The sequence below is a fragment of the uncultured Tessaracoccus sp. genome, from assembly GCF_947255005.1.
Lineage (GTDB): Bacteria > Actinomycetota > Actinomycetes > Propionibacteriales > Propionibacteriaceae > Arachnia.
In genome coordinates this window covers 13,378-38,367 of sequence record NZ_CAMYFI010000009.1, presented here as the reverse complement: position 1 = coordinate 38,367, position 24,990 = coordinate 13,378, and the positions used below count along the sequence as shown (strand labels likewise).

Sequence of the window (24,990 nt, the reverse complement as noted above, 5' to 3'; positions counted from 1 at the left end):
CCACCAATTGCGGAGGTGGTGCCCTGCTCCGCATCTTCTGCCCGACGTGCGAGCAATGTATGCAGGATGCATTTCCCGAGAGTTCACGCAACTGTCAGCACTGGGTAACCAGTCTTTGTTTGAGTTCTCAACATGACGAGCATCTCCAGACGACACCTCCTCGCCATGACCTTCGGCGCCACCGCGGTGGGCGCCCTTGCCCAGTACGGATTTGCGGACACCCAGGAACGCACCTCGGAGGCGGTCTCGCTCCTCACCGATCCCTTCCTCCAACTCCCCGGTGCAGATTCCGTGTGCGTGGTCTGGTTCACCGAGCTTCCCTCGGCGAGTGTGCACTGGGTGCTGGTCGGTGACGGTGTGACTTCCCTGAAGGCTTCCTCCTTCGACGTGGGCAAGCTGCCCGACGGTGTGTGGGCTGTCAAGGCCACCACGTCGACGCTGAGCCGCACCGCCGAGGACAGCAAGTCCCAGATCGAGAACCCGCCAGCGGAAAGCGAGGGCATCGTCCGTCGTGTGATTCGTCGTCACGAGGCGAAGGTGGCAGGTCTCACCGTCGCTCGGCACAAGTACCGGGTCGTGTCCGTGTCGGACGGGGAGGTGGCCCTCTCCGCAGTGTACACCTTGGCACCCGCGCTGCCTGCGGGGGTCGGGGCGCGGATCATGCTCACCAGCGATCATCAGGCGATGCAGAACACCGCGACGAATCTCCAACTCGCCGCGCAGACGATGGGGGCGCTCGACGCGGTGCTCGTCGCCGGCGATCTAGTGAACATCCCCGATCGGGCTTCCGAATGGTTCGACGACACTCGCAGCTCAGCGTTCTTCCGGGTGCTGCAGGGTACCGCCAGCCGCGTCGACCGTGGAGGCGTCGTCGGGAAGGGTGCTGCGATCGTGCAGAACACGCCCATGTTCCCGGCGATCGGCAACCATGAGGTGCAGGGGCGCATCGACGGTGTGGCTGCATTGAACACTTCGTTCAATGCGCCGGTGCCGCGCGAGGTGGCGACGGAGGCGTATGAGGCGCGCGGGTTGAAGCTCTCGGATTCCGACAAGGAGCGTTGGATCGAGAACAACTCGTTCAGCACCCGCACGTACGAAGAGGTCTTCACGCTCCCCGACTCTGGTTCGGGGCACAGCCGGTGGTACGCAACGACCGTGGGCAACACCCGCATCATCACGCTGTACTCGACGCGCATCTGGCGTTGGATCGACAACAATGCCGATCCTGCGGAGCGCAAGGCGAACAGCCGCTACCAAGAGGCGGCGCAGCACTTGGACGATCCGCTCGCGCAAGGCTACGGCGACTTCATTTTCGAGACGCTGGCCAAAGGCAGCCCCCAGTACGAGTGGCTGAAGGCTGAGCTCTTCTCGCCCGAGCGGAAGGCTTACGCCTACACCATCGTCCAGCTCCATGAGGGTCCGCACGGGCTTGGTGACAACGTGAACCCGGTCTTCAGCGATCCAGAGCGGATCGAGGAGCGCGACGCGAGCGGCAACCTCGTCGGTGTGCGCTACGAGTACGAGCAGTCCCGCAATGCGTTGGTCACGGACCTTGCGCCGTTGCTCGAAGATGCTGGCGTGCAGCTCGTGCTGAACGGTCACTCCCACTTGTGGAACCGCTTCACCGCGGCCAATGGGGTCACGCATTACATGGAAGGATCCAATACGGGCAACACCTACGGTGCCTATACGACTCGCAACGGCAAGCGGCGACATGTGCCGGATGCACCGTGGAAGTCGGAGAACTATCCCGTGTTCGATAACCCCGGCGGTCTCCAACCCGAGGTGCCCAACCTCGCACCGGAGTCGTTCACAGAGGGCGACCCGATGCCGTACCTGTCGGACAACTTCCAAATGGCGTTCCAGATCTTCGATTCCGGCACCGGTGAACTGTCGAGCTGGCGGGCTCCCGTCGGTGCGACGCTCCAGAAGGTGACGCTGTTCGACAAGGTCACGCTGGTTCCGAACGAGGTGGTGCCGCTGCCGACGAAGCCCGAACCGGAGCAGCCCGGCAAGGAGGGCACGCGTTGCGCGCCCACCCAGCGTCCGGGACTTCCCGACACCGGCAATTGACATGTGCCGCCTTGCATGTCGCGGCGCCACTCGTTCGCCACCGCTAGCCTTGCGTGCATGGTGAACCGTCTCGCAGAATCCGCCAGCGACTACCTCCGCCTCCACTCCGGGCAGCCGGTCGACTGGTGGGAATGGGGCGACGAAGCCCTGGCCGAGGCGGCTCGTCGCGACGTGCCCATCCTGTTGTCCATCGGATACGCGTCGTGCCACTGGTGCCACGTGATGAGCGAAGAATCGTTCGACGACGTGGAGACCGCGAAGATCATCAACCACCACTTTGTGCCGGTGAAAGTCGATAGGCAGCAGCTCCCCGACATCGATGCCGTGTTCATGACGGTCACCCAAGCCATGAACGGCGGCGCGGGCGGGTGGCCCATGACGCTGTTCCTCACCCCCGACGGGCTCCCGTTCTTCTCCGGCACCTATTTCCCGGCGGAACCCGCGCCTGGGCAGCCGTCGTTTACGCAGGTGCTCACCGCGATGGTGCAGAGCTGGAAGACGCAGCGCGACCAGCTCACGTCGACGGGTGAGTACATCGCGAAACAGCTGGAGCGCATCACCGTCGAGGTGGCCGACGACGCCCCGGATCTCCGCGAGGCCATCGACGCCATCGAAGCTGCCTTCGATCACGTCCATGGTGGCTTCGGTGGTGCGCCGAAGTTCCCCGCGCCCACGCTCATCGACGCATTGCTCGTGAAGGGAGATCGACGATCGCTCGAGCTCGCGCAGCGCACCCTGGAAGCCATGGCTCGAGGCGGCATCCACGACCAGGTGGGCGGCGGCTTCCACCGGTATTCCGTCGACGCCGGCTGGGTGGTGCCGCACTTCGAGAAAATGCTGTATGACAACGCGCTGCTGCTGGGCGCCTACGTGCGCGGATGGCGTCGCACCGCCGACCACGACGCGGGCCTGCGCGCACTGCTCGAGCGCACCGCGTACGGCATCGTCGAGTTCCTCGCCCGCGAGATGACCACCGACGACGGCGCTTTCGTCGCGGGGCTCGACGCCGACTCGTCGGACATCCGCAGCTCGGTGCACGAGGGCATCTTCTACCTCTGGAACCCGGATCTGCTCGTCGACGCGCTCGGTGAGGACGACGGCAACTGGGCCGCCGACGTGTTCCACGTCACCACGCAGGGCACCTTCGAGCACGGGCTTTCGACGCTGCAGCTGCGCGGGCGTCCGCAGTTCGACCGGCTGCAGAAGGTGTGTGACGCGCTGCTCGCCGAGCGTGAACAGCGCTTCAGGCCCGCCACCGACCACCTCATCGTCGCGTCCTGGAACGGGTGGACGATCTCGTCGCTCATCTGGGCGGCGCTGGTGTTCAACGAGCCCGAGTGGCTGCAGCTGGCGCGCCGCGCCGCGGAGTATCTGGTGCGGGTGCACCTCGTCCACGGTGGGCTCAGGCGGTCGTCGTACGCTGGCGAGGCGTCCTCGGCTGATGGCGGCGCCGAGGACTACGGCGCGGTGGCCGAGGCGTTCTCGATGCTCGCCGGAGCGACGGGGGAGCGCGCGTGGCTGGACCACGCGGTGCAGCTGCTGGAGGCCGGACTGGAGCGGTTCGCAGCCGACGACGGAGGCTTCTACGACGCGGTGGACGCCGGGCTGTTTCGTCGCGCCCGGTCGGTGACCGACAACGTCACCCCGTCGGGCACGAGCGCGATGATCGCGGCGCTGCGCCACGTCGGATTGCTCGCAGAGCGTCCTGACTTCGTCGAACGCGCCAATCTCGCCGCCCGCACCACGTGGGGCACCGTCGCCGAGAACCCCGCCTTTGCCGGGGCCGCGCTGCAAGACCTCCTCATCTCCGACGAGGCCCGCCGCGGTTTGAAGCCTGCCGTAGCCACCGTCGTGAGCGACGACCCGTTCGACGAACTCGCCCGCGCTGCATGGCGACTGGCACCCGCGGGGTCAGCGGTGCTGACGGCTCCGTCGGGTACCCCAGGCTGGGGAAACCATCTCGAAGGGCGCAGTGAGCGCGGGGTCTGGGTGTGCCGGGGCACGCAGTGCTTCGACCCGGTCGACGACTACCGCGAGCTCAAGACGCCGCTGTGGAGCCGGGTGTGAGCTGCCCAGCAGGCGGAAGGGTTCACCGTTGCCCCCTGCGCTGGCAACGACCACAAACTGTGAGATCTGTTGCGGAGAACCGAAACAAATCTCACAGATTGTGACTTCTGAGGGACCAACGCACGTCGCAGTTCACGAACTAGGGTCAACCACGGGGAACACGTTGAGATCGAAAAATACCTGGCTGGTGTCGTCGCTCGACGAGACACCCGCCCGCAGATCTGCTTGATTACGTTCTGATGACTGGCGTACCTGCGCAACCAGACTGCGAATCGACGCGTAGAACTCCTCTTGTTCTTCTGGGGTTAATCGAAGGACATTCGTAGCCCCCAATAGACGCTCCTCCGGCACATGCTCAGCCTCGACGGCGGCGCGTCGATAGCGGGCAACAACGCTCGAATTCGACTTCGCCTCGTAGAGCGAATCAACCAACGAGGGAAGCTGCGCCTCGCCTTCCGGATGCTCAAAGTCCAGGGCGACGCCTCCGCCGCAGATGCTATACCAAGTTTCGCGCGCATCCCGGTTACCCGGGGTTTCGACCTTTTCCACCACGCCCGCCTTTGCAAGCTCCCCCATGTGGTACGAAATCGAGTTTGGCGCGACCCCAAGCGCATCTGCGACGTCCGTCACCCTTGCTCGGCCATCTCGGAAACCGAGTTCCTGCAGGATCTGCATTCGCACTGGGCTGGCGATTGCCTTCAATACACGTGACGGATCGGTTGCCATGCGAATAGTCTAGCCACATTATTTGCGCAACTTATATTGCGCAAGAAACGTTGCGCATGTAGTCTTCCGTTGCATGACGAGTTCCAACTCCACTGCCATTTCCGACGACACTGGCGCCGACGACGCCACCGTCGTTGCCCTTCGTAAGAATCCTGAGTACCTCAAGTGGTTTGTCTCAGACGTCGCAGCCGATGCCGGCGCTGCGATCAACAGCTTCGCAGCCCCACTCATCGCTCTCGCCGTCACAGGATCACTGAGCATCTCGGGCGGCATCGCTGCCGCGACCGCACTCGCTGCAACTGTCTGCATGCTTCCTGGCGGCCTACTGGCCGACAGATACGACCGCAAACAATTACTCCTGATAGGTCACCGATACGGCACAGTGCTATGGCTCACAGGGATTGTGCTCTTCTTCTCGAACCTGCTCTCCCCTGCCGTTTTGGCCGCACTCGGCGTATTGGCGGGAATACGTGCAGGCATCTTCGGATCAGTCTCTACGCCAGCATTGCGGCGCCTGGTTCCGTCATCGCAGCTCCCCCAGGCACTGGCCGCAAACGAAGCTCGAGACGGCGCCCTGCGACTCATCTCCGGGCCCGTTGGCGGATCGCTCGTGGCGCTTACACTCTGGGCACCGTACGCAGTTCAGGCCATCGGACATGCCCTGGCTTGGGGATGCGTTCGCGCGATCAAAGCCGACCTCAAACCCACCCTCGACGGCAAACCGCATGGGTCACCGCTTGGACAGCTCAAGCAAAGCTACGACTGGCTCATGGAGCGGCGCACGATCACGGTCGTGCTCGTTATCGCGGCGGTGTTGTCACTTGCTGCTGCGGGAAGTCTCCAGACCGTTGTGCTACATCTTGCCGTCTCGGGCGAGAACCAGGCTCGAATTGGCCTAGTTTCTACGGCGTTGGCTATCGGCATGATCCTGGGCTCGGTGCTGGCCGGAAACATTGTGAAGCGATTCCCTACCGGTGTCCTCTGCATCATTGCGATCGGATGTGCTTGTTCGGTTCTGGTGCTGCTCGTCGCAGTGCGCAGCTTCGCTGGCATTCTCATCGTTGTCGCAGGCGCCGCGATCGCACTACCAGTCTTTAATTCCGCCGCTTCGGGATGGGCAATCTCCCAGATCCCCGACGATCAACTGGGGGCCATCAGCTCAGCTGCCGGACTCCTCAATTCAATGTTCATCCCGTTCGCGCCACTCATTGCCGGCGTCGGACTCGACACCATGGGCTATGGCTTCACCATCACAGTGTTCGTCGCGGCCATGCTGTGCGGGGCACTCACCCTCGCCCTCACCAGTGACTTTCGCAGCCTCCCTCGTCCCGACCAGTGGCAACATCATGCAAACGCCTAATTGTGTTTGGGATTGGTGATCACAGCCTGAAGTTCGCCGATCTTGAGGGTTTCTTGGGCGGTGACGTGAAGCGGAATGACGCATCCCTGACTGATGCCTTGCCGCTCGTAACCCGACTGTTTCCCGCATACGACCGGGGTCTCTCGGTGCATGGAATTCGGATGGAGGCTCTTCAAATCTTTGCACGTAATGGGCGAGGAGCCATCACCCATATCCCAAGTGATGGGTTCAAGACGGGCGACGACAGTTACCGTATATCCCGCTTTGGAGGTGGAAGCGGTCCAAGGCCCGGTGGTGTGTGGTCTCGATCATCGAGGCCAGAGCCATAGCGGCATACCAATGGCACCGACCGCCTTAGGTTTTTGTTCCAACATGGTGGGCGTTGACGATCACGGTCAGTATTTTTGTGCCCCCCGGGCTGAACAGATCGCTCACGACAGATCGCTCACGCGTCGGTCTTGTCCTCGGGAGGCGGGGGATCGTCGGGGTAGGTGCCGGTCTGGTAGTCGTAGGCGACGGGGTTGCCGTCCTCGTCGGTGCGGGCGTACCAGTCCGTGACCTCCTCCGCGGTGGAGTCAAAGTCTGCGCCCACTGCGCGCTCGCTGTCTGCTGAGACGGGCGCGACGATGATCTCGAAGTTGTCGCCGTGCTCCGCGATGCCGTGCCGGACGGCCTTCTCCACGGCCGCCCGCTCGTAGCTGCGACGGATCACCAGCGGATCCATGCGCATTTCCTTCACGAGCGCGATGGCCATGAGTACCAACACCACGGCGAAGGGCAGTGCGGTGATGGTGATGAGGTTTTGCAGGCCCTGCAGCGCGTCGCGACCGCCCATGAGCAGCATCACGATGGCGATCCCGGCCATGCAGAGGGCCCAGAAGGCGGTGATGAGCTTGTTCGGGTTCGGGTTGCCGCCCTGGGAGAGCTGCGAGTTGACCAGCGAGGCTGAATCGGAGGTGGTGATGAAGAACACCGCGAGCATCACCATCACCAGCGGAATGATGATGCTGCCGCCGTCGATCTCACCCAGCACCTTGAAGAAGACCTCCTCGGGAGCGGGGATGTTGGCGGGGTCGTTGCCGGGGGCGAGGGTGCCGTGAGCGCGCTGCAACCAGATGGTGGTGCCACCCAGGATCGTGAACGCGAGCACGATGATGCTCGAGGGAATCAGCAGCACACCCAAGATGAACTGCCGTACGGTCCGGCCTCGGGAGATCTTTGCGGTGAAGACGCCGACGAACGGTGCCCAGCTCACCCACCACGCCCAGTAGAACGTGGTCCAGCTCGAGAGAAACGTGCGCACCTCTTCGCTGTCGGCGGTGGTGGCGGCGAGCATCTCGGGCATCGTGCCGAAGTACTGCACGATCACGCCCGGGATGACGTTCAGCAGGAACACCGTCGGGCCGACCACGAAGAAGAAGATGGCGAGCCCGACGGCCAGGACGAGGTTGATGTTGGACAGCCAGCGGATGCCCTTCGCCACGCCGGAGACCGCCGAGATGATGGTGCCGATGGTGAGCAGCACGATGATGCCGAGTGCGAGTGCGTTCCCTGCAGGCGACCAGCCGGTAACGAGCTCGAAACCGCCAGCGATCTGCAGGGCTCCGATGCCGAGGCTCGCGGCGGTGCCGAACAACGTCGCGATGATCGCCAGGCCGTCAATAATCCGCGCCCCCGGCCCTTTGGAATCCCCGCCCCACAAGGGGGTGAGGATGGAGCTCATCAGCGGTACACGGCCCTTACGGTAGGAGACATAGGCGACGGCGAGCCCGACGATCGCGTAGATCGCCCATGCGTTGAGGCCCCAGTGCAGTGCCGCCTGCGCGAGCGCCCCCTTCACAGCTTCGACGGTGGCCGGCTCGTAGAGGCCAGGCAGCGGTGAGAGGTAGTAGGTGAGGGGTTCGAGTGGGCCGAAGAAGATGATGCCGATGCCGATGCCTGCGCCGAAGAGCATCGCCGCCCAAGAGATGGTGGAGTACTCGGCCGGTTCGCCGTCGAGGCCGAGCGGGATCCTGCCGAAGCGCGAGATGGCGATGGCCAGCAGGAAGATCACCATGCCGATCGCCAGGCTGTTGAAGATCCAGCCCAGGTTCGTCATGATCCAACTGAGTCCGGCCGTGGAGGTGGCGAGCACATTCTCCGGAGCGATGACGCCCCACGAGACGAACGCGGCGATCGCGACGCCCACGACGACGAGGATCACCTTGTCAACGCCGTAGCGCACTTTCTGATCCTCGATACTCACCCCCGGCACGAGCGCGGGATGGATCCCGTGCGGGTAGCCCATCTCCTTGAACACCTGCCCTGCGCGACGAGCGGTGGCGCGGGCGGCTGCCGCGGCGGTGCGACGTGGAGGCGCGGCTGGCCGGGGGCCGGGGGCCGAGCGGGCGTCGTCGGAGGAGGGAGTGTCGGGGTTGCTTGCCATGTGGACCATGTCCTTGTGTCGTGGACGATTCGTTGTCACCTTATCGAACGGCTCGTCCGGGCAGCGGCGCGTCCTCCACCGGCCGACGTGCGGGCGCTCAGCCGTCGAGCATGTCGGCGACGAGCCCCGCGATCTCTGAGCGTTCCGAGCGTTGCAGCGCGACGTGAGCGAAGAGCGGGTTGCCCTTGAGTTTCTCGATCACGGCGACGATGCCGTCGTAGCGGCCGACGCGGAGGTTGTCGCGCTGCGCGATGTCGTGGGTGAGGACGACGCGCGAGTTCTGACCGATGCGGCTCAGCACCGTGAGCAGCACGTTGCGCTGGAGCGACTGGGCCTCGTCGACGATCACGAAGCAGTCGTGCAGCGATCGCCCGCGGATGTGGGTGAGCGGCAGCACTTCGATCATTTCTTCGGCGATGATCTCGTCGATGACGTACTTGTTGGTGACCGACGAGAGCGTGTCGAACACCGCCTGGCCCCAGGGTTGCATCTTCTCCTCAGCGGAGCCGGGTAGGTAGCCGAGCTCTTGACCACCGACGGGGTAGAGGGGCCTGAAGACCATCACCTTGCTGTGTTTGCGCTGCTCAAGGGTTTGTTCCAGCCCGGCGGCGAGTGCCAGCGCCGACTTGCCGGTGCCGGCGCGGCCTCCGAGCGAGACGATGCCGATGGACTCGTCCATCAGGAGATCGAGCGCCACGCGCTGCTCGGCAGACCTTCCCCTGATGCCGAACACCTCGCGGTCTTGCTTGACCTCGCGCACCTTGCCGTCGGACGTGACTCTGCCGAGCACCTTCGACGTCGGCCCGTGCAGCTGCACACCACAGTGCACGGGGAGGCCTATGGCCGCTTCAACGTCGGCGGCGAAGTCGTGGTAGACCGCGCTGACTTCGTCGTCGGTCACGTCGAGCTGGGCCATGCCGTTGTAGCCGGCTTCGAGGGGGAGTTCGTTGCGGTACTCCTCGGCGGCGAGCCCCACCGCGGCGGCTTTCACCCTGAGCGGGAGGTCTTTGGAGACCAGCACGACGTCGTGGCCCTCGTTCGCGTAGTTGATTGCGACGGCGAGGATGCGGGTGTCGTTGTCGCCCAGACGGAAGCCGACTGGCAGCGTTGACTCGTCGGTGTGGTTGAGTTCGACGCTGAGGTTGCCGCCCTCGTCGTTGATGGGGATGGGCGCGTCGAGGCGGCCGTGCTTGATACGCAGCTCGTCGAGGAGACGCAGCGCCTGGCGGGCGAAATAGCCGAGCTCCATGTGGTGGCGTTTCGCCTCGAGTTCTGTGATGACGGCGAGCGGCAGCACCACGTTGTGCTCAGCAAAGCGCAGTACGGCTTTCGGGTCGGATAGCAGGACGGAGGTGTCGATCACGTAGGTGCGGATGGCCTCGTGTTGCGCGGTGGGCTGGCCTACGGATTCGTGGGCGGTGACGTCGAGCACTGCTTGCTCCCTTCGCAGGGGGCGGGCTCGTCCCAGGCCCCCGTGGTGGTTAGGGGTTGGGTTCCATCAACCTGGAGGTTCTCTCCATGTCTCGAACAGTAGCGGTTGGCGGCGTCTGGCCGCGTCGACACGCGCGTCGTTACCCACTGTTCATCTGGGCGGGGGCACAGGCAACCTGTGCGGCTCTGTCCCGGAACATGTGTCACCTGCCTAGCTGCGACGAGGCGCCGTCGTGAGGCAGGGGAGACTTGATCCGCTCAGTTGCCGCACAGGTTGCACCTGCCCAGCGGTGCGCAGGGTGCCTAGGCGAAGACGGCGAGCCAGATGGCGACGTTGTGGCAGATGGCGGCGAGGATCGTCGCGGAGTGGAACACCTCGTGGAAACCGAACCACTTGGGGCTGATCTTGGGGCGCTTGGTGCCGTAGGCGAGCGCGCCGAGCGAGTACACCACGCCACCGACGATGATGAGAATCACGACGGCGGGTCCGCCCGCTGCCCAGAGCTGCGGAAGCCACCCGACGGCGGCCCAGCCCATCGCTACGTACAAGATGGTGTAGAGCGCACGCGGGGCACTGAGCCAGAGCATGCGGAACGCGACTCCCGCGATCGCGAGCCCCCAGATGAGTGCCAGGAGGCTCCAGCGCGCCGTGCCGTCGAGGAGCGCAACAGCTAGTGGCGTGTACGTTCCGGCAATGAAGATGAAGATGTTGGAGTGATCCATCCGACGAAACACCGCCAGCGTTTTCTGTTTCCAGTTGCCGCGGTGGTAGGCGGCGCTGGTGCCGAAGAGCTGCACGGCGGTGAGCGTGTACAGCGCGCAGGCCAGCCGGATGTCGAGCGCCGGTGCGAGCGCGGTGAGTGTCAGGCCGCAGATGAGAATGAGGGGCGTCATGCCGAGGTGCAGCCAGCCGCGCATCACGGGCTTCGGCAAGGACATGTCGATGGGGGCGTCGAGTTCAGTTGCGTGGGAGTCAGTCATAGTCATGCGCGCTACCTACGGGATCGTAACTTACGTATCCGTAGGTTACTCCGGTATCGCGGATCTGCCAAGTGCGCAGCGCCGAGCGCAGTATCATCGCGTACATGTCCCGACTTCGTCGCCTTCTCGGACGATGCCGGCCGCCGAAGTGGCTCTACGCCACGTATGAAAATCAGATGCTGGGCCGGCTCGACCGCAGCCGCCTGCCCAAGCACGTCGCCGTGCTGGCCGACGGTAACCGTCGCTGGGCGCGAGCCAACGCGCCGGGGGAGCCGCTCGTCGCGGGCTATCGCGCGGGGGCCGAGAAGCTCAAGGAATTCGTCGAATGGTGCGACGAGGCCGGTATCGAGGTGGTCACTCTGTGGGTGCTCAGTACCGACAATCTGCAGCGTTCCAACGACGAGGAGCTCGGCCCGCTGCTCGACGTGATCCGCCAGCTCGTCGAAGACCTCGCGGCCACGAAGCGCTGGCCCGTGCAGGCCGTCGGCGCGCTCGACCTCCTGCCCGACGACATCGCTGAATCGCTTCGCAAGGCCGACGCCGACACCGATGGCATCCGCGGCATGCACGTCAACGTCGCGTGCTCGTACGGGGGACGTCACGAGCTTCGCGACGCGGTTCGCTCACTGCTACGTAGTAAAGCGGCGCAGGGGGAGACGCTCGAAACAGTGGCCGACACGCTCGACATCAACGAGATTTCTGGGCACCTCTACACCAAGGGTCAGCCGGACCCCGACCTCATCATCCGCACTTCGGGCGAGCAGCGGCTCTCCGGGTTCTTGCTGTGGCAGTCCGCGCACAGTGAGTTTTATTTCTGCGAAGCGCTGTGGCCGGATTTCCGGCGCACCGACTTCGTGCGTGCCCTGCGCTCCTTCACGCAACGCGAGCGACGATTCGGCCGCTGACTGCAGACATGGGAAGATGGCGCCCATGGCCCGCCCGAATCCGAAGTCACGCGCGAAAGACATGTTCCTCTCCATGGGCGTGTTGCTCGTTCCGTTGGTGCTTGTCATCGCGTTTTTCACCATGAATCCCGACGAGAACGTGGCGGCCATCGATATCGCGCCCGACCTGCAGCGCGCCGAAGCGGAAGCTCCCTATCCAGTGCTGCGTGCCGAGCACTTGCCCGAAGGCTGGAAACCCGTGCGATCTGCGTGGGCGAAGGACGGCGCGAAGTGGATCGATAACAAGCCGGCCGACGGTAACACCTGGATGGCGGGCTACATGGGGCCAGACGGGGTGTACTACGGCATTGAGCAGCGCGACCGAGGCGTCGAGAACGTCATCAGGCGCGTCACCCGCGACGGGCAGGAGACCGGGCACACCGTCGACGCCGCCGGGATGCAGTGGAAATCGTATGAATCCGCCGACGGGCGCACGACCAGCCTCGTCGCGAAGCGCGACGGCTGGGTAGCCGTCATCGCCGCCGATACCAACGTCGACGCCGTGAAGGCCTTCGCGACGACACTCGCCCCGGCGGTGGAGTAGCGCCGGGCTGCTCCTTTCCGGTGGTTGAGTAGCCGCCGGGCCGTCCCTCTTCGGTGGTTGAGTAGCGCCGGGGGCGCGTATCGAAACCACTCCCGCTGCAGGGTTTCGACTCGCGTGCTGCGCCCGCGGCTCAACCGTCGAGATGGGGAGCGCCCGCGGCTTAACCATCGAGCCCGGCCCTCCCGGCGGCGTCGCTACTCGTCGCTCGACTGCTTCGCGGCCCGCGCCTTCTCCACCTGCTCGCGGGCGCCGTCGAGAAAGCCCTGACAGAGCTTCGCGAGCTCCTCGCCGCGTTGCCACAGCGCCATGGAATCGGCCAGCGACTCGCCGCCCGACTCCAGTTTCTTCACCACTTCGACGAGCTCCTCGCGGGCCTGCTCGTAGGTGAGCTTGGGCTGATCAGTCATTGCGGTTCCTCTCGGTGACTTCGTCGATGGTGAGGCCGAGCTCGCCGTCGGCCAGATAAGCGTGGATCTGCTCGCCGACGGTGGCGTCGGCGATGGAAGAGATGGCGCCGTCGCTGCCGACGAGCACCGCATACCCGCGCTCGAGGGTGCGCTTCGGCGACGTGGCCCTCACCGTCGCGAGGAGCCTGCCCAACTCGGACGCTTCGTCGCGGATTCGGCGATCAATGCTGCCGCGCAGCTGGTGGCGCAGGAGGGTGAGGCGCTCGTCGTGAATGGCGAATGCCCTGGTGGGGTCGGTGATGACGGGCCGCGAGCGGAGCTCGTCGAGGCGACGCTGTTCGATGTCGATGCGCCCGGCCACTGCAGCTCGCATGCGGGCGCGGGCATCGTCGAGGCCGGCGAGCTCCTGCACCACGTCGGGGACGACGCGCTTCGCGGCGTCGGTGGGGGTGGACGCGCGGAGGTCGGCGACGAGGTCGAGGATGGGGGTGTCGCGCTCGTGCCCGATGGCCGAAATCACGGGTGTGCGGGCCTTGGCGACCGCTCGGACGACCCCTTCATCGGAGAACGGCAGCAGATCCTCCAGCGACCCACCGCCGCGAGCGATGATGATGACGTCGACGGCGGGGTCGTCGTCGAGAGTTGCGAGGGCCTGCATCACGGACGCGGCGGCCTGCGCGCCCTGCACGAGTGCATGTTCGACGCGGAACCTCGCGCCCGGCCAGCGCAGCTCCACGTTGCGCAGCACGTCGCGTTCCGCGTCGGAATCTCGGCCCGTGACAAGGCCGATCATCGATGGCAGGAACGGAATGGGGCGTTTGCGGCTGACGTCGAAGAGCCCCTCAGCCTGGAGTTTGCGTTTGCGCTGCTCCAGCTCGAGGAGCAGCCGCCCTTCGCCCGCGACCTGGATTTCCAGCACGGTGAACGAGAACCTCGACGTGGGCGTGTACAGGCGGGGCTTCACCCGCGCCACGACGCGCGACCCCTCGGGCAACGGGCCAGCCGCATCGAGCACGGCGGCCGTGGCGGTGGCGCTGCAGGAGAAATCGGCGTCGACGTCGCGCAACGTGAGGAACTGGATCTGCGCCGCCCGACGCCGCAGCTCGACGATCTGCGCCTCCACCCAGACCTCACCCAGGCGGCCGACCCAATCGCCGACCGCCTCGACGATACGCCCCAGCGGCTGCGGGGCTTCGCGGGAACTCATGAGCGCCATCTACGCCTCGTCCCAGAGCCCCGACGAGCCCGTCAGCGAGAACGTGCCTAGCACGACGTTGCCCGGTTCGACATCGTAGTTCGCTGGCAGCGCGAACGCTAGCCGCAGCTTGGACAGACCTACCCCGTACCAAAACTCCTTGCCAGTGAGCTCATTGGTGCGCTTCCAAGCGCTCTCTACCGTGAAGCCGACGAATGCCCGCGGCGACAGCTCACCGTCGGAGAGAATGCCCTCGGCAGCCACCGACGGTGATGCCAGCGAGCGCGACGACCAAGCGCGGTCGTCGTCGGGACGACGCGCGAGGAACTCCTCCTCATTGGCGTACACGTCGGCTCGCAACCCGATGGCTCCGAGCCGGAAGGATTGGATGATGGTGAATGAGTTGGAATCTCGGGCATTCCGCTCGGGGTACTGCGTTGGGTCGTCGACGGCGACGATGGCGTCGAGCGTTTCTTCGTCGTCGAGGAAGAACGACACATGGGCGAGCTGGCTTCGTACGCGGTACACCGCCGCCCGATGTGCCTCCGACGAGGCCAGCGCCGGCGTGGCGACGACGTCGTGGCCCTTGCGACGAATGAGCGACAGCCTGGCTCCCGACGGGTCGGTGAAGGCGCCGACCAAGTCGAAACCTGGCACTTTCTGCAGCCCGCGCACATGCCCCGTCGCGACCGCGTCGGTGAGGAGCTTCGTCGGGTTATTGGTGGCGAATCCGAGCGTGGTGAGTTCCTGCGCTTGCATACCCACCACCCTAGCCGTGGGGTCTGACAGAAAAATGCACCTAGACTGTGCGGCATGGCTAATGAGAAGCGAGTGGTGGTGGCCGCGCCGCGTGGATACTGCGCGGGGGTTGACAGGGCCGTGATCACCGTCGAGAAGTCCCTTGACCTGTATGAACAGCCCATCTACGTGCGTAAAGAGATCGTCCACAACAAGCACGTCGTCGAAAACCTCGAGAGTCGCGGGGCGATTTTCGTCGATGAGCTCGACGAAGTGCCCGAGGGGTCGACCGTCGTGTTCTCGGCGCACGGGGTGTCACCGCTGGTGCGCGAGAAGGCCGGCAAGCGGCAGTTGAAGACTGTCGACGCGACCTGCCCGCTGGTCACGAAGGTGCATCACGAGGCGAAGCGCTTCGCAAAGGACGGCACGACGATTCTCCTCATCGGCCACGACGGCCACGAGGAAGTCGAGGGCACCATGGGGGAGGCACCCGAGAACACCATCCTCGTTGAGTCGCCTGACGACGTCGACAAGGTGGAGCTCCCCGACGGGGCCAACGTCGCGTGGCTGTCGCAAACCACGTTGTCAGTGGACGAGACGATGGAGATCGTGCGTCGACTCCGCGAGAAGTTCCCGCAGCTGCAGGACCCGCCCTCGGACGACATTTGCTACGCCACACAGAACCGCCAGATGGCGGTAAAGCAGATCGCGTCCAAGGGCTGCGACCTCATGATCGTCGTGGGTTCCGACAACTCGTCCAACACGAAACGCCTTGTCGAAGTGGCGTTGGAGGGTGGCGCGAAGGCGTCGTATCGGGTGGACAACCACACGGAGATCAAGGATGAGTGGCTTGACGGGGCAGACGTGGTGGGGGTCACCTCCGGCGCGTCAGTGCCTGAGCGGCTGGTGCAGGGCGTCCTCGAGTTTCTGGAATCGAAGGGGTATCCCCCCGGCGTTGAGGAAACTCTCACCGAAGAGACGCTGCATTTCGCATTGCCGCCTGAGCTCAGGAAAGACCTCCGCAAGAAGGTGCAGCACTGAGCTAGGCGGCGAAGTCGTGCGTCGCGACGCCATTGCTCCGGGCGACATCGGCGAGATGGTTGTCGAAGGTGGCGAGGGCTGCACCCTGATGGAGCGCTGCCGCGAGCACGCAGGCATCTGGCATGCGCAGGCTGGTAGTCGCTCGAATCCGCGCGATGCGGGACGGCTCGTCGGGCGTCACCGGTAGCTGTATAACGCCGAGAGTGTCGAGCGCCTGGTGGATGGTGCGCTCGGCGCCCACCTTCGCAGGGTGGACGAGTATTTCTGCCAGGGTGAGGAAGTGCAGTGCGAGCTCTTCCTCGGTGTCCAGAATCTCCAGTGCACTGCTGGCGTGGACGTCTCCTGGCGTGAAGTGGGCCATCAGTACGCTCGCGTCGAGAATGATCACTCGGGCCACTCCGCTCGAAGCTCCGCCAGATACGCGGGCGGGTACGCGAGGATTCCCTGCGTCGCGATAGCGGCGGAGCGTTGCGCTTCGGCACGCTTGTCCTGTCGATGCTGAATAGCTGCCGCACCCTCGCGGAATAGGTGCGTGACGAGCTCCGGCCGTGGGGCGTCCGGCCATTCTGTGGCGGCGATGGCAAGAGCGTTGGCGATCTCGCTCGTCTGGGTGACTTGGAAACGCGGCAGTGCGGTTGGCATGGCCACGAGTGTACCACCGGTGACCTGGGTGCAACACCTGTCCGTGAACTTCATAATCCGTACGCAGATTCGTCTAACCCCCTCAAAACAGGGGGTTTGGTCAATCTGGGTACGGATTTTGAAGTTTTTCTGCCGCAGTCCGGCATCCTGGTCGCCTGCTCACCGTTCACGTAACCTTCGCACGCCGTTCACCTGGGTTAGCCAAGCTGGAACTCCCAACGTCGACTCAGGAGTTTCCATGCACATCGCCCGCCGCGCGCTCGTCGGCATCATCTCGCTCGTCCTTGCCGTCAGCACCGTGATGACAGCACCGGCTCACGCAGACGACGACCAGCTCGACGTCCTCGTCGCCACGAATGAGCCGTACGGTTCGTACCACATCAAGCAGATGGTGGACTACGTCAAAGAACAGGGTGGGCGCATCGCCCTCGTCTCACCTGACCTCGACCACAAAGCCGACGACGGCGTCGAGGTGATCACTCTGGACCAGGCCGACGAGTGGGGCGCCGACCTCCTCGTCGTGAACGGTGCGACTGAGTGGCCGGCCATCGTGGTGGAGGCGCTGCCGAGCGTCCCGGTCGTCGCCAGCTCGCTCGCCTACCTCAATCCGGAGCACGCCGAGTTCGCCGACGCCATCCGCCCGCGGCTCGTGGGCGCGACCGCGCAGTCCAGCGACGAAGCCAAGGTGTTCGGAACCCACTTCGGGTTGAACGCCGAGGAGATCGAGGTTGTTGGCAACATGGGGCTCGACGACGTCGGCGCCTACAACCCGACGAAGGGCACCGTGCTCATCGCCACCTCGGTCACTCGCCCCGACGAAACGGGCGGCGCCGCCCCCGGCACGCAGCTCCTCCTCGACACCGCGGCTGCGCTCGACGCTGAGGGCTACCACATACGCGTGGGCCTGCACCCGCGTGAGGACCGGGGCCTGTGGGAGCAGTACGAGATCGCCGACGAAGGCACCATCGCGGCGGCGTCGTCAGCGGAAGTAGTGGTGGGTATCCCTGGTTCGGTGTTCCCGCCCGTCGCGGCCATCGGCGCCCCGCTGGTGGGCATCGCCGATCCGGCGCTGACCGTTCCGGACTACCTGCTGAAGCTGTCAGCGAAGGCTGGCTCCGTCGAAGAGGCGGTCGCTGCGGTGAAGGCCGCGTGGAAGCCGAACCCCAGCGAACTCGAGGCCGTGGTCGGCCCGGTGGGCGGCGCCAAGGAACGGCTCTGGGCGTACTGGCTCTCGGCTGTGCAGCAGGGAGAAGCCGACGAGGACGAGACGCCGTCGGAAGATTCCCCTGACGCCGAGCAGCCCGAGACCGACACGGATTCCTCTGAGGGCGACGACAGCGCGCCCGAGACGTCGGATACCGCGCCCGGCCTGCCGTCGACGGGTGTCGACGACCTTCGTTTGGCTGCCTGACGAGGGGCGCCGCCGTTCGGGTTGCCTTACACGAGGAACCTGAACAGCGGAGACCCGTAGGTGATGAGCTCCACCTCCATGCCGACCTCGGCGATGCGCTGCATCAGGAACGGGTAATCGCCGGGGTTGCCGAGCTCGATGCCCACCATGGCCGGGCCCGTCTCGCGCGAGCTGCGCTTCACGTACTCGAAGTGGGCGATGTCGTCGTCGGGGCCGAGGACCTCGTCGAGGAACCTTCGCAGCGCGCCCGGCTGCTGCGGGAAACTCACGAGGAAGTACCGCTTGCGCCCCTCGTGGATGAGGGAGCGCTCCACGACTTCGGCGTAGCGTGCGACGTCGTTGTTACCGCCGGAGATGAGAGAGAGGACCTTCGACCCACCCGGAATCTGCACTCGGGTGCCCACTCCGCCGGTGGGGAGTGCCGACGATGCCAGGGCGCCAGCGGGCTCCGCGATGATGCCGTCGATTTGGTACATGTCCAGCATCTCGCTGCAGACTTGCCCCTCGGGCACCCGGACGAGTTCGGGCTTCGCCTCGCGGATGATGTCGAACGTCACATCCCCCACCCGGGAGACCGCCGCACCGTCGACGAAGGTGTCGATGTCGCTGAGCTCCATCGGCCGGCCCGCCGAGAGCGCGGCGGCCACGCAGGGTGCGCCTTCCGGCTCAACCCCGACGATGCGCACGTTCGGGTGATGGGTGCGCAGCCAAGCAGCGGACCCGGACAACAGCCCGCCTCCGCCCACCGGCAGCAGCACCACGTCGGGCACGAAGTCGAGCTGTTCGAACGCCTCCGCGACGGCGGTGGCCTGCCCGGCGATCGTGCGCGGGTCGTCGAACGCCGGCACGAGCACCTTGCCCTCGGCCTTGGCGAACTCCTTCGACGCGTTGCTGGCCTGATCGTACGTGGAGCCGGCCATCACCAATTCGACGTGCCCCCCGCCCAACGCGGTGATGCGCTCGCGCTTCTGCCTGGGGGTGGTGTGGGGGACGAAGATCGTCGCGTCGATGCCGAGCTGTGAGGCGCTAAACGCCACGCCCTGGGCGTGGTTTCCCGCCGACGCGCACACCACGCCGGCGCGCTGCTCGTCGCTGGAGAGCTGGGCGATGAGGTTGTAGGCGCCGCGCAACTTGTAGGAGCGCACGGGCTGGAGGTCTTCTCGCTTGAGCCACACCTCGCTGCCGGTGAGCGTCGACAGCCGTGCGTTTCGCTGCACGGGCGTGCGCGTGGCGACGCCGGTGATGCGTTTCAGCGCAGGTGAGATGAGTTCGGCAAGTTCAGCGACGGAAGTCATAGGTGCCATTCTTGCGCAGAACTGTGTACTGAGCTCACTGTGACTCGCTACCCGGGACTGCGTCTGGCAAGGCCGCGGGTTGATCGTCGGCGAGCTCCGGTGCCGACGGCCAGGACGGCGTGGTAGCGACGGGGGCGAGCTCGTCGAGCCCGGCCTTCGTGACGTCGAGGTCTGTGAACCTTCGTGCTGATACCAACACGCGAGACTCCAGGCTGGCGATGGCCTTGTTGTAGTTCACGACGGCCTGGTTGAGCCCGCGGCTTGCCGCCGCGAAGTGCCCGCCCATGGTGGCCAGGCGTGCGTGCAGGCTTCGTCCGAGCTCTACCACCTCTTTCGCGGACTCCGCCAGTGACGCCTGCGACCACCCGTGCGCGACGATGTGCAGCATCGGAATGAGGATGCCGGGGGATGCCAGCATGACGTTGCGTCGGGCTGCGTAGTCGTGGAGATCCGGCATGCGTTCTTGCGCGAGGCGGTAGAACTCGTCGGAGCCAAGGAACAGCACCACAAATTCCGGCGAAGCAAGACTGAGATCCCAGTAGTGCTTGCTCGATAAGTCGTCGATGTGGGTGCGCACGTGGCGCGCGAAGCGGTCGAGGTGCTGCACCTGGGCGGCTTCGTCGTCGGTGTTGTACGCCTCGAGCACGGCAGAAAGCGGCGCCTTCGAGTCGACGAAGATCTCTTTGCCACCCGCCAGATGGATGCGCATGTCAGGGCGACGAAGCGAGCCGTCGTCGGCGGTGGTGGAGGTTTGTTCGTCGAAATCGACGCGTGAGGTGAGGCCGGAGACCTCCACCATGCGTCGCAGGCTCTGCTCGCCCCACGAACCGCGCACCTGCGGGGTGCGCAGAGCGTTGGCCAGGCCGAGCGTCTCTTTGCGCAGGGCGTCGCCGGAGGCCTGCATGGCGGCGATTTGCGTGCGCAGCTCTGCGCTCATTGCTGCGCGTTCCTGCTCTACCGCTTGAATGCGCTGTGTGAGTAGCTTCAACCCCTCGCTCACCGGTTCTACGAGCTGCTTCGTGGTGTGCTCGCTTTGCCGGGCCAGCTGCTCTGAGGTGATGGCCTTGAAACGTTCTTCGAGCGACGCGCGGTCTGCAGCCACCTCGCGGGCACGGGCGATGGCGGCGTCGCGTTCTGCCTGCAGCCCCGCCACCTTCGCCTCCGCGGCGGCGGCCTTGCCCTGCAACTGCGCAATGCTGCCCTGCAGCTCAGCCACCGTGGCGTCGCGGTCGGCGATGTCTGCCCGCAGATTCGCGGCGGCGACGCTGGCTCGAGAGTGCGTGAACCACCACCCCGCGAGCGCGCCAATGACCGCCGCGAGGAGGACTGTCGGAACTACCCAAATCTCCATGCCTTCAGCGTTGCAGACACCTCTGACAATTTCTGCGTACCCGTCTGGTGAGTGTCATCAGCAATGGCTGACGTCACACCTAACCCAATATCCACACGCGTTTGCTGAAATCGGCCAGAATCGCCCTTCTGGGGAAACGCGTGTGGATATTGGGTTAGCTCCGGTCGTTGGTAGCCTTCTTGGCGTCCGCAAGCGACTGGTGTTTGTGGAATCATTGTGCGTTGTCCGATCCAGTAGCGAATCAGGGTGCTTGCGTCGCCTAGGTGTTCTGTCCGGGGAGGTTGGGTACGCGTGTGGCTGGTGGTTGGCCATTGAGTGAGGTGTGGCCTCGGTGGTGATTGTAGTGGTGCAGCCATGTGGGGAACGCTTCGACGCGTTCGGCTTCTGATGTGTAGGTGCGCGCGTAGGCCCATTCCTCGAGTAGGGTGCGGTTGAATCGCTCGACTTTGCCGTTGGTTTGTGGCCGATAGGGCGAGGTCGGTGTGGCGTTTGCTCTCGCTGTCGGCCCGTTCGATGGGCTATTGGGTCAGATCTTCTTCCAATGTTGTGTGGGGAAGGCTTGGGCGAAAGGGTCAGTTCTCGGGTTGGGCGAAGCGTCGCAGGATCGTGCCGGAGCGGTCGTAGGCTGCGATGCCGGCATGTTGGTCTGCGACGATGATTTGCTTCCCGTCGGGTGTGAAGCAGGCACCGCTGATGGCCCCATGGGAGTTGTCGATGCGTTCAAGGGGTGTGGGTGCCGCGGAGCCATCCAGCGGTGCGATCCAGGCCCCATGGTAGGAAGTACACGCGACGGCAAACCTGCCATCGGGTGAGGAGGCGACGTCGGTGACGTTCCCGTCGACGGTGAACGCCACCCTCGTCTCACTCCCGGACAGGGATGAGACGACGACCTTCTCATCCGCAGCGCCGAGGAGTGTCGTCGGGGAGAGGAAGCGCCACACGTGGACGGGGGTTTCGAAGATCGAGCGCTGGGCCAGCGTCGCTGGATCGTGCACCGTCGTGTGGGAGTGGCCAGCCACCACCACGGCAGAGGAATCGGGCGCGACAGCAAGCGCGAACGGGTAGTCGGACAGGAAGTCGATTGCGAGCTTGGAGCCCTTGTCGACGCTCCATGCCCGCAGGGTTCGATCTCCGCCGATGGAGTAGAGCCGGCGCCCGTCGGGCGCGAACTGGGCCTGGATTACACGCTGTCCCGGCCCTTCCTTCGATTCGTACAATCTATGCCCGCGCAGTGTGCCGAGGCTTGTGCCGCATACTGCATCGAGCCGGATTAGCCCGTCGGGGTCTTCGGTGACGAGCTCGACGCCATCAGGGCTCCACGCGAGCACCGACGACCAGATCGCCTCCGCGAGCACGCCGCGCACCGCGCCCGAAGCGACATCCCACACGACGACGCCGTCTCGGTACGAGGCCGCGACGGCATCCCCCGTCGCATTTGGGGTAAGCGGAAGCAGGTAGCGGATGCCGGAGCGGTGCTCCGCCGCCCGGGCATTGCCATAGGAGACGGGCTGGAAGGCGCGGAATTGGAAGCTGGGCGCACAGGTCGCCGGCGTGCGCGACGGCACCGGCGGCTCCGACTGAGGCGCTGGCGTCGTCAGGGTTGGAGACGGGGCCGATTTCCCTCCTCTGGTGCAGCCGGTGATAGCGACGCTGAGCGCCGCGCCAGTCAATACACGGCGCCGGGTCAGCTGAGGGTTATTCATCGGTAGCGTTCCAACTGCTCGACGGTCAAGTGATCAGACCACTCATATACGTGCCGACCAGCATCAATCTCTGCCGGTGCCCGACCATTGTATGGTCCATGATTCTCGTAATGTACTTCGGCTTCATTCAGCCGACGCATCTCCTCCGCAGTGTAGCCATACTGTGTGAAAATATCAGGCCTTTTCTCGAGAATCATGTCTTCGATATCCTGTGAAGAATACGACTCATACTTCTGCATCGAATGACTCTGCACCGCATGCCCCATCTCATGTACCGCCACATTAATAGTGACGGGCTCTTCGAGGAAGTCGCGGTTAATGTTAAGAGTCTGACCATCCCAGTATCCTAACCAATGCGTTCTCTCCGGTTCGCTATTTTTGTCGTAGTACCTGATCGGCGGTGGAGGAACAATGCCGTGTTCGCGAGCCCGCTTCGCTATGATGTTCTCGATGATCCGGAGACGTTCATCGTCTGGGAGCGATCGCCAGTAGCCCTGCACTTCTGGAGAAAGTGCTTCGTCGGGTCGCTGGGAACCAACGTCAATTTCTCCTGGAACCCACGCAGTGCCCAGTGCCGTCTGAATGTAAGCGACAGTCTGTCGCTCCAGCGCCCGCAGCTCCCTTGTGGCTTGACGATACAGGGCGCTGAGTTTGGCCGGGGCGTCAAGAGGAGTCTTCAATGCCGCTGCGGCGGCTTCCTGAGTCCGAATAGTCAGCGTATCCATGGCGAGCTGGCACCCCCACAGAATGCCCGCCGCCTCCGCAAGAGCAACACTGGTGCTGGAGGCTCCCTCGGAGATCTGTGCTAGTTGATCACTGCTGGATCCTGGGCCCTGCATACGCTGAGTCATCGCATCAGTCGTCGGTCCCCGGTTGTGCGCGGTGAGTTCACTGGTGAGGCTCTGCATTGACGCTGCGTATTCCGATGCCGCAGCAGCAAGACCCGCATAGATATGCGCGTGCTTCATAATTGCATTGGGGGAATTGACTGGCCGGGAAATCCCGCAGAGAAAGTAGACAGCTTCAGACATCAGTAGCTCCAGAAACGTTTGATCACATTTTCGCTAGAATCGGCGGTTTCGGCATAAGTATTTGCAGTAGCACGGAGCTTCGAAGCGTCTGAATTTAATTTCTCAACCATGTTTCCGCAGACGTCATACCATTTCAAATGCAGACGTTTACCCTCGGCGGCAAGGGTTGCGTCGACGGGTGAGCGTCCGCTCCTCGCGAGTTCAGCGAAGATGATTTCTTGGGTCGCGGACTGGAATGACGACCGCAATTCAGCAGTTCGTTTGCTCGCTTTGCGCCAGGTTTCAGGGTCGAATTGCACATCGCTCATCGAAATTCAGCCTTTCTGTACTCACGAATTCTCTGGGCGAGTGAAGCCCAGTCGGAGGATTGCGTCGGCTGGAATTCCACTGAGCGTATTGCCCCCATGGCGAGTTCTTCGTCTTCATCCAGTGCTTGGTTAATCACGAGTTTCAACGCTTGTTCAAGGTTTATCCCCGCATCGACTCTCACCAAGTGATCAGCAATCTGCAACTCCGTGGGGACACCTTCGACGACTTTCACCGAAATCGATTCATTATTCGCAGAGATGATAGAACTGCTGGCTGACTCCACCGTCAACACCGGCGCAGGCGTCATCTGCTCGAGAAACTGAAGGCAGACAGCCCGATCCTTATTCATCAGCCTTGCATCAGCGACATGGGCATCCTGAATGAGGTCCGTGCAGTGTTGGAGTACCCCCGCTTGCAAGAGTGGAAGCAGTAACGCGCTCATCGCCTCTCCGCTGTACTGGCAGTGCTCTAAAGCATGCCTGGAAAGGATGAGGGTTGTCAGCCTCCCATCGCAGAATTCTACACTCATCTGCGGCTCAGTGCATTCACGCCACGTCACCACTGTCATGGCCTCGACCCTCCCCTGAACAACTCGAACCAGAGTGACGAGCCATCCTCCAGTTCGAACTCGTCAAGCTGGCGCATTCCGTCCATCATTAGGCCCTGACTACCAGGGCGCTTACGCAAATGGGCCAAGACGTCATATTCGTCGGGCACTCGAAGCACAATGAAAGGTTCGTCGAGCTGTCCTGTACCAGATGACACCAGTGCTTCCATCGCGATTGAGGCTAAGGCTTGCTCGGTCTCTGCAAGCTCTTCGCGTCCGGTCGCGCGAAGCGCTCGGGCGAAGATGAGATGTCCGCGTGGGCTAAAAAAGTTGGCGATTCGGTGCATTGCCAACCATCCGACGGCGTCCTCGTGGCGCCCCTGTGTGAGCAGCCTGGCTCCTTCAAGGACAGAGTCTCCCGATATCGTGAAATGGTCATCTCTGCGAATGGCCTCACGGATGCAGTTGAGAGCAGGAAGTGTCGGTGTTTCCAGGTACCGTGTGACTGCGAGATTGAAGTCCATCGTGTGCTCCTGTCTCCTGTCCCTGAAGAGTAACATGTGCAGCGGGTCATTCCGTTGGGTTCTCGTTCGCTCCCGCCGCAGTGCGCCACAACCCATCCTGACGACATGCCCTAGACGCCGGCGCCTCGCTGATACGCGCTTGAAGTCCTCGACTACGTCGCCGCCCAAATGAACCGCAGACCCCGCCAACGCCTCGACTACGCCACCCCTACGAGATACTCTCAACACACCTGTTGCAATGACCC

The 24,990-nt window shown here is 64.1% G+C and carries 23 protein-coding genes and 1 pseudogene; 7 read left to right on the top strand and 17 right to left on the bottom strand.

The window, feature by feature from the left end; translation table 11 throughout:
* Positions 1-132 precede the first annotated feature (132 nt).
* Together Q0X61_RS03490 and Q0X61_RS03485 are read left to right on the top strand one after the other, a co-directional pair.
* Positions 133-2,073 (top strand): metallophosphoesterase, encoded by a 1,941-nt coding sequence (locus Q0X61_RS03490; RefSeq protein WP_297740391.1) that lies wholly within the window; start codon positions 133-135, stop codon positions 2,071-2,073.
* Positions 2,074-2,130: 57 nt separating this feature from the next.
* Positions 2,131-4,140 carry a thioredoxin domain-containing protein gene (locus tag Q0X61_RS03485; RefSeq protein WP_297740390.1) on the top strand — a complete coding sequence of 670 codons (2,010 nt, stop codon included), beginning with the start codon at positions 2,131-2,133 and terminating at the stop codon, positions 4,138-4,140.
* Positions 4,141-4,272: 132 nt separating this feature from the next.
* On the opposite strand, the gene Q0X61_RS03480 is transcribed toward Q0X61_RS03485, so the two are convergent.
* Positions 4,273-4,866 carry a winged helix-turn-helix domain-containing protein gene (locus tag Q0X61_RS03480; RefSeq protein WP_297740388.1) on the bottom strand — a complete coding sequence of 198 codons (594 nt, stop codon included), beginning with the start codon at positions 4,864-4,866 and terminating at the stop codon, positions 4,273-4,275.
* Positions 4,867-4,939: 73 nt separating this feature from the next.
* On the opposite strand from Q0X61_RS03480, the gene Q0X61_RS03475 reads away from it, so the two are divergent.
* Positions 4,940-6,226, top strand: a complete 1,287-nt coding sequence (locus tag Q0X61_RS03475) for an MFS transporter (RefSeq protein ID WP_297740386.1) — start codon at positions 4,940-4,942, stop codon at positions 6,224-6,226.
* 445 nt (positions 6,227-6,671) lie between these two features.
* Here the strand turns inward: Q0X61_RS03475 and Q0X61_RS03470 are convergent, their stop codons facing one another.
* From Q0X61_RS03470 to Q0X61_RS03460, 3 genes are all read right to left on the bottom strand, one after another.
* Positions 6,672-8,651, bottom strand: coding sequence for a BCCT family transporter (locus Q0X61_RS03470; protein ID WP_297740384.1), 1,980 nt, complete (start codon positions 8,649-8,651; stop codon positions 6,672-6,674).
* Positions 8,652-8,748: 97 nt separating this feature from the next.
* A complete protein-coding gene (locus Q0X61_RS03465) occupies positions 8,749-10,083 on the bottom strand; it encodes a PhoH family protein (protein ID WP_297740382.1) in 1,335 nt (444 codons plus the stop codon).
* Positions 10,084-10,385: 302 nt separating this feature from the next.
* Complete coding sequence (locus tag Q0X61_RS03460) at positions 10,386-11,069, bottom strand: hemolysin III family protein (RefSeq protein ID WP_297740380.1); 684 nt, start codon at positions 11,067-11,069, stop codon at positions 10,386-10,388.
* Between the two features lie 98 nt (positions 11,070-11,167).
* Here Q0X61_RS03460 and Q0X61_RS03455 point away from each other — a divergent pair, with 98 nt between their 5' ends.
* Positions 11,168-11,968 carry an isoprenyl transferase gene (locus Q0X61_RS03455; RefSeq protein WP_297740378.1) on the top strand — a complete coding sequence of 267 codons (801 nt, stop codon included), beginning with the start codon at positions 11,168-11,170 and terminating at the stop codon, positions 11,966-11,968.
* 25 nt (positions 11,969-11,993) lie between these two features.
* Positions 11,994-12,551, top strand: coding sequence for a DUF4245 domain-containing protein (locus Q0X61_RS03450; protein WP_297740376.1), 558 nt, complete (start codon positions 11,994-11,996; stop codon positions 12,549-12,551).
* 194 nt (positions 12,552-12,745) lie between these two features.
* Here Q0X61_RS03450 and Q0X61_RS03445 read toward each other — a convergent pair whose 3' ends face one another.
* The 3 genes from Q0X61_RS03445 to Q0X61_RS03435 are packed head-to-tail and all read right to left on the bottom strand — an operon-like array spanning position 12,746 to position 14,912.
* On the bottom strand, positions 12,746-12,958 hold the full coding sequence (locus tag Q0X61_RS03445; RefSeq protein WP_297740374.1) for an exodeoxyribonuclease VII small subunit: 213 nt from the start codon (positions 12,956-12,958) through the stop codon (positions 12,746-12,748).
* A complete protein-coding gene (gene xseA, locus Q0X61_RS03440) occupies positions 12,951-14,174 on the bottom strand; it encodes an exodeoxyribonuclease VII large subunit (protein ID WP_297740372.1) in 1,224 nt (407 codons plus the stop codon). The genes Q0X61_RS03445 and xseA overlap by 8 nt, the downstream gene beginning before the upstream one ends.
* Positions 14,175-14,912, bottom strand: a complete 738-nt coding sequence (locus Q0X61_RS03435) for a hypothetical protein (protein ID WP_297740370.1) — start codon at positions 14,910-14,912, stop codon at positions 14,175-14,177.
* A gap of 54 nt (positions 14,913-14,966) precedes the next feature.
* Here Q0X61_RS03435 and Q0X61_RS03430 point away from each other — a divergent pair, with 54 nt between their 5' ends.
* On the top strand, positions 14,967-15,932 hold the full coding sequence (locus tag Q0X61_RS03430) for a 4-hydroxy-3-methylbut-2-enyl diphosphate reductase (protein ID WP_297740368.1): 966 nt from the start codon (positions 14,967-14,969) through the stop codon (positions 15,930-15,932).
* 1 nt (position 15,933) lies between these two features.
* Here Q0X61_RS03430 and Q0X61_RS03425 read toward each other — a convergent pair whose 3' ends face one another.
* Positions 15,934-16,320, bottom strand: a complete 387-nt coding sequence (locus Q0X61_RS03425; RefSeq protein ID WP_297740366.1) for a PIN domain-containing protein — start codon at positions 16,318-16,320, stop codon at positions 15,934-15,936.
* On the bottom strand, positions 16,317-16,574 hold the full coding sequence (locus tag Q0X61_RS03420) for a hypothetical protein (protein WP_297740364.1): 258 nt from the start codon (positions 16,572-16,574) through the stop codon (positions 16,317-16,319). The genes Q0X61_RS03425 and Q0X61_RS03420 overlap by 4 nt, the downstream gene beginning before the upstream one ends.
* A 238-nt stretch (positions 16,575-16,812) precedes the next feature.
* Here Q0X61_RS03420 and Q0X61_RS03415 point away from each other — a divergent pair, with 238 nt between their 5' ends.
* Positions 16,813-17,985, top strand: coding sequence for a hypothetical protein (locus tag Q0X61_RS03415; protein ID WP_297740362.1), 1,173 nt, complete (start codon positions 16,813-16,815; stop codon positions 17,983-17,985).
* Between the two features lie 26 nt (positions 17,986-18,011).
* Here Q0X61_RS03415 and ilvA read toward each other — a convergent pair whose 3' ends face one another.
* The 8 genes and pseudogenes from ilvA to Q0X61_RS03375 form a co-directional block, all read right to left on the bottom strand.
* Entirely contained in the window at positions 18,012-19,280 is a 1,269-nt protein-coding gene (gene ilvA, locus Q0X61_RS03410) for a threonine ammonia-lyase IlvA (protein ID WP_297740360.1), read from the bottom strand.
* 34 nt (positions 19,281-19,314) lie between these two features.
* Positions 19,315-20,631: a DNA recombination protein RmuC gene (rmuC, locus tag Q0X61_RS03405; RefSeq protein WP_297740358.1), complete on the bottom strand. Its 1,317-nt coding sequence runs from the start codon at positions 20,629-20,631 to the stop codon at positions 19,315-19,317.
* 259 nt (positions 20,632-20,890) lie between these two features.
* Positions 20,891-21,109 (bottom strand): annotated as a pseudogene (locus tag Q0X61_RS03400) (integrase core domain-containing protein); the annotation flags it as partial.
* Between the two features lie 94 nt (positions 21,110-21,203).
* On the bottom strand, positions 21,204-22,334 hold the full coding sequence (locus Q0X61_RS03395; RefSeq protein WP_297740356.1) for a WD40 repeat domain-containing protein: 1,131 nt from the start codon (positions 22,332-22,334) through the stop codon (positions 21,204-21,206).
* Positions 22,331-23,365: a hypothetical protein gene (locus Q0X61_RS03390; RefSeq protein WP_297740354.1), complete on the bottom strand. Its 1,035-nt coding sequence runs from the start codon at positions 23,363-23,365 to the stop codon at positions 22,331-22,333. Before Q0X61_RS03390 ends, Q0X61_RS03395 begins: the two co-directional genes overlap by 4 nt.
* Positions 23,365-23,673 carry a hypothetical protein gene (locus tag Q0X61_RS03385; RefSeq protein ID WP_297740352.1) on the bottom strand — a complete coding sequence of 103 codons (309 nt, stop codon included), beginning with the start codon at positions 23,671-23,673 and terminating at the stop codon, positions 23,365-23,367. The genes Q0X61_RS03390 and Q0X61_RS03385 overlap by 1 nt, the downstream gene beginning before the upstream one ends.
* Positions 23,670-24,242, bottom strand: a complete 573-nt coding sequence (locus Q0X61_RS03380; protein ID WP_297740350.1) for a hypothetical protein — start codon at positions 24,240-24,242, stop codon at positions 23,670-23,672. The genes Q0X61_RS03385 and Q0X61_RS03380 overlap by 4 nt, the downstream gene beginning before the upstream one ends.
* The gene (locus Q0X61_RS03375) at positions 24,239-24,745 is read right to left on the bottom strand and encodes a hypothetical protein (RefSeq protein ID WP_297740348.1); all 507 of its coding nucleotides are present in this window, start codon (positions 24,743-24,745) and stop codon (positions 24,239-24,241) included. The genes Q0X61_RS03380 and Q0X61_RS03375 overlap by 4 nt, the downstream gene beginning before the upstream one ends.
* Positions 24,746-24,990 lie beyond the last annotated feature (245 nt).

What these genes read in the sequence shown, in the direction of transcription:
- Q0X61_RS03490 (WP_297740391.1), top strand. Translation starts at nt 133, where the DNA reads ATGACGAGCATCTCCAGACGACACCTCCTCGCCATGACCTTCGGCGCC.
- Q0X61_RS03485 (WP_297740390.1), top strand. Translation starts at nt 2,131, where the DNA reads ATGGTGAACCGTCTCGCAGAATCCGCCAGCGACTACCTCCGCCTCCAC.
- Q0X61_RS03480 (WP_297740388.1), bottom strand. Translation starts at nt 4,866, where the DNA reads ATGGCAACCGATCCGTCACGTGTATTGAAGGCAATCGCCAGCCCAGTG.
- Q0X61_RS03475 (WP_297740386.1), top strand. Translation starts at nt 4,940, where the DNA reads ATGACGAGTTCCAACTCCACTGCCATTTCCGACGACACTGGCGCCGAC.
- Q0X61_RS03470 (WP_297740384.1), bottom strand. Translation starts at nt 8,651, where the DNA reads ATGGCAAGCAACCCCGACACTCCCTCCTCCGACGACGCCCGCTCGGCC.
- Q0X61_RS03460 (WP_297740380.1), bottom strand. Translation starts at nt 11,069, where the DNA reads ATGACTATGACTGACTCCCACGCAACTGAACTCGACGCCCCCATCGAC.
- Q0X61_RS03455 (WP_297740378.1), top strand. Translation starts at nt 11,168, where the DNA reads ATGTCCCGACTTCGTCGCCTTCTCGGACGATGCCGGCCGCCGAAGTGG.
- Q0X61_RS03450 (WP_297740376.1), top strand. Translation starts at nt 11,994, where the DNA reads ATGGCCCGCCCGAATCCGAAGTCACGCGCGAAAGACATGTTCCTCTCC.
- Q0X61_RS03445 (WP_297740374.1), bottom strand. Translation starts at nt 12,958, where the DNA reads ATGACTGATCAGCCCAAGCTCACCTACGAGCAGGCCCGCGAGGAGCTC.
- xseA (WP_297740372.1), bottom strand. Translation starts at nt 14,174, where the DNA reads ATGGCGCTCATGAGTTCCCGCGAAGCCCCGCAGCCGCTGGGGCGTATC.
- Q0X61_RS03435 (WP_297740370.1), bottom strand. Translation starts at nt 14,912, where the DNA reads ATGCAAGCGCAGGAACTCACCACGCTCGGATTCGCCACCAATAACCCG.
- Q0X61_RS03430 (WP_297740368.1), top strand. Translation starts at nt 14,967, where the DNA reads ATGGCTAATGAGAAGCGAGTGGTGGTGGCCGCGCCGCGTGGATACTGC.
- Q0X61_RS03420 (WP_297740364.1), bottom strand. Translation starts at nt 16,574, where the DNA reads ATGCCAACCGCACTGCCGCGTTTCCAAGTCACCCAGACGAGCGAGATC.
- Q0X61_RS03415 (WP_297740362.1), top strand. Translation starts at nt 16,813, where the DNA reads ATGCACATCGCCCGCCGCGCGCTCGTCGGCATCATCTCGCTCGTCCTT.
- ilvA (WP_297740360.1), bottom strand. Translation starts at nt 19,280, where the DNA reads ATGACTTCCGTCGCTGAACTTGCCGAACTCATCTCACCTGCGCTGAAA.
- rmuC (WP_297740358.1), bottom strand. Translation starts at nt 20,631, where the DNA reads ATGGAGATTTGGGTAGTTCCGACAGTCCTCCTCGCGGCGGTCATTGGC.
- Q0X61_RS03395 (WP_297740356.1), bottom strand. Translation starts at nt 22,334, where the DNA reads ATGAATAACCCTCAGCTGACCCGGCGCCGTGTATTGACTGGCGCGGCG.
- Q0X61_RS03390 (WP_297740354.1), bottom strand. Translation starts at nt 23,365, where the DNA reads ATGTCTGAAGCTGTCTACTTTCTCTGCGGGATTTCCCGGCCAGTCAAT.
- Q0X61_RS03385 (WP_297740352.1), bottom strand. Translation starts at nt 23,673, where the DNA reads ATGAGCGATGTGCAATTCGACCCTGAAACCTGGCGCAAAGCGAGCAAA.
- Q0X61_RS03380 (WP_297740350.1), bottom strand. Translation starts at nt 24,242, where the DNA reads ATGACAGTGGTGACGTGGCGTGAATGCACTGAGCCGCAGATGAGTGTA.
- Q0X61_RS03375 (WP_297740348.1), bottom strand. Translation starts at nt 24,745, where the DNA reads ATGGACTTCAATCTCGCAGTCACACGGTACCTGGAAACACCGACACTT.